The organism is Streptomyces sp. SID3343 (assembly GCF_009865215.1).
Classification (GTDB): domain Bacteria; phylum Actinomycetota; class Actinomycetes; order Streptomycetales; family Streptomycetaceae; genus Embleya.
Genome location: NZ_WWJX01001446.1, coordinates 1 through 2,902 on the forward strand (window position 1 = coordinate 1; position 2,902 = coordinate 2,902).

Below are 2,902 nucleotides of genomic sequence, written 5' to 3' on the forward strand. Positions count from 1 at the left end.
CCGTGGAAGTCGGGCGGACCTGTCGGCCGATGCACGGTTCCTGTTTCGGATGATCGTTCAACCGTGTCACGTGAATATCGGCCGGCTTATGATCTGTTCGTCCGACTGGGCTCACGTCGGGCTTTCCCGTGAAACGTGGAACCGTACGCGCAGATTTCGTCGTTGATTCGGCCATGATCTCTCACTTCGGCGAATTACCAGGTCACAGGGGTCTCTTAAGGCCGCGACCACCTCTGCGGACCGTTGGATATTCATACGATTACATTTTCACATGAGCCCTGGATATACATATTCTGTGCCCGTGTCACCCTCTCGGAATTTACCGACAAACCGGTTGCATGGAGCTGGAAAGGCGACCTATATTGATGGCGATATCCGCCGCCCGCCCACCCGGGAAGTCGAGAAGGATTCGATGCTGACTGATGTCGACGCGCAAACCGTGGTCGTTGCCGGTGCGGAATTCGGCTGGGGTAGTTCGGGAAAGCTCGGCGCGATCCTGTCCGCCCTCCGCAAGCGGTCGCCTTGGCCGCTGCGGTTCGTCGGTCTCGCCTCCGGCCTCGGTCGCCCGGTGCTGTCCGAACACGGAATCGACCGTTGGTACGACCTGCCGAACACCGACGACGACGACCTCCCGGGCGCCGTGGCCGCGATCACGCGGTCCGAGCGGGCGGGGGCCGCGGTGGTGGTGTTGGACGGCGTCGTCGCGAAGGCGTTGGAGGCGTCCGGCGTGCCCACCGTGTTCGTGGACAGCCTGCCCTTCATGTGGTCCCGGGGTGACCTGGCCGCGTTGCCGCTCGACGCGACGGTGTACTGCGCGCAGAAGTGCGTCGAACTTCCCCCCGAGTGTCTGGACGTCCTGGCGTCCGTCCGCACCCTGCGCTGGGTCGAGGCCGTCGTCGGCACGCCGCCGGTCGCCGCCCGGGGCGCCACCGCCACCACCACCGCCGAGGCCGCCCGCCCCTACCGCACGGCCCTGGTCACGCTCGGCGGTCTGCGGTCCCCCAGCCTCGCCGACTGGACGTCCTATCCGCGGATCGTCGTGCCCGCCGTACTGGAGGCGCTCGCCGCGTTCGGCATCCACGAGGCGCACGTGGCCGGAAATCTGCCGGCCGACCTCGCCGGGCAGTTGGTGGACGCGTCGATCACCCCGCCGCGCGTGACCACGGGGGCGCTGTCGCACGGCGAGTTCCTGGACCGGGTGGCCGGCTGCGACGTCCTGTTGACGTCTCCGGGCCTGACCACCCTGCTGGAGGCGGGCGACTTGCGCGTGCCCACGATCTGCCTGCCGCCACAAAACCTCAGCCAGATCTTCAACGGGCGTTTCCACACCCACGCGATCGGCGCCCCGACTCGGGTCACCTGGCCCAAGGGAGTCTTCACCGAGGAGGAGGCGCTGTCGCTCCGCAGTCGGGGCGAGGACCACGCCCTGGCGCTGATCTACGCCGGAATCGCCACCGCTGCCGCGGACGCCGACGGCAGGGCGACGGGCGTCGCCCTCCGGGACGACATCCTGACCGCGCTGCGACGCGCCGCCGAGGGCGGCATCGACTGGGGCGCGCTGACCGCGACCCTCGGCGTCGACGGGGCCGCCCAAGTGGCCGACTCCCTGCTCGCGATCCTGCCAAGCACGCGCCCGGCCGCCTGACCCGTCTCGACCCGCCCCTTTCCGCGACCGCCCGAAGGGTCACCACTGTGCGCGAGCGCCATCGCTATCTCTTCATCAGGATCCTGGAAGCCTGCAACGCCGACTGCTTCATGTGTGACTTCGCGCTGTCGCGTGACACGTTCCGCTTCTCCCTGGAGGACTTCGAGGACCTGCTGCCCAAGGCCCACGACGCCGGCGTGCGCTACGTGCGATTCACCGGTGGCGAACCGCTCATGCACCCGGACGTCGTCGAACTGGTGCGTTCGGGCACGGCCGCGGGGATGAAGATGTCCCTCATCACCAACGGCTCGATGCTGCCGAGGATGGCCGAGAGCCTGGCCGCGGCGGGCCTGGCCCAGGTGATCGTCAGCCTGGACGGCGCGTCCGCCGCCACGCACGACGTGTACCGACGCTCCCCCGGCATGTTCGACAGCGGACTGAGCGGCCTGCGCACCGCAGCCGCATTGGGTGTCCTGCCCAGGGTCAACACGGTGGTCGGACCGCACAACTACGCCCAGATGCCGCTGTTGCAGCAGGTGTTGACCCAGGCCGGGGTCCGGCAGTGGGAACTGTCGGCGCTGAAGCTGGACCGCTCGATCACCTACCCCGACCCCGACGACGTGCGCCGGGTGTGCGACGGCCTCTACGACGCCGATCCCGACCGCGTGCTGGTGCCGATGGGCCGGCGGTTCTACGGCGACGAACCGGAGGAACAGGCACGCTACTTCGCGGAATCGGTCACTCCTCGCGCATCGCAGCCGCTGTGCCACGTCACCGACGACGTCATCTACATCGACGGCAAGTACGGGCGGATGTACGCGTGCAGTTGCATCCCGCACCGCGAGGGCGACGACGGACCCGGCGGCGCCCCCGTCCGCGAGGGCGGTGTGATCACCCTGGACACGCCGGCCTTCCGCAAGCACGCCGACTTCTACCGCGACCAGGGGCCCCTGGTGTGCAACGGCTGTTCGACCACGGCCGCCGGCTACAGCGACGACGTCGCCCGGCTGGGATCGGTGACCCCGTGGCACTACTGACCCCCCGCGAGGACCCGAACCCGCCACTCCCCCACACCGCTGCCGACGGTGTTCGTCCCACGCCGCGCACCGTGACGGCCGACCCGACGGACCCGACGCCGCCCGGCCACTCCGGGTCGGGCCGCCGGATCGTGCTGGTCTCCCGCGACCGGCAGTTGGACTCGCTGCTCGCCCTGCGGCGCATCGCCGCCCACCTCGGCGACCTGCGGCCGGTGGCCGG

2 protein-coding genes and 1 pseudogene are annotated in these 2,902 nt (G+C 69.3%); all 3 read left to right on the forward strand.

Translation table 11 applies throughout. The features are described 5' to 3' along the window. Positions 1-412 precede the first annotated feature (412 nt). A complete protein-coding gene (locus GT354_RS46085; RefSeq protein ID WP_161363513.1) occupies positions 413-1,645 on the forward strand; it encodes a hydroxymethylcytosylglucuronate/cytosylglucuronate synthase in 1,233 nt (410 codons plus the stop codon). A gap of 47 nt (positions 1,646-1,692) precedes the next feature. Beyond that, positions 1,693-2,682: a cytosylglucuronate decarboxylase gene (blsE, locus tag GT354_RS46090; RefSeq protein ID WP_161363516.1), complete on the forward strand. Its 990-nt coding sequence runs from the start codon at positions 1,693-1,695 to the stop codon at positions 2,680-2,682. Continuing rightward, positions 2,670-2,902 (forward strand): annotated as a pseudogene (locus tag GT354_RS46095) (hypothetical protein); the annotation flags it as partial. The gene blsE and the pseudogene GT354_RS46095, both read left to right, overlap by 13 nt.

Coding starts and splice junctions, on each gene's coding strand:
- GT354_RS46085 (WP_161363513.1), top strand. CDS start 413: ATGCTGACTGATGTCGACGCGCAAACCGTGGTCGTTGCCGGTGCGGAA.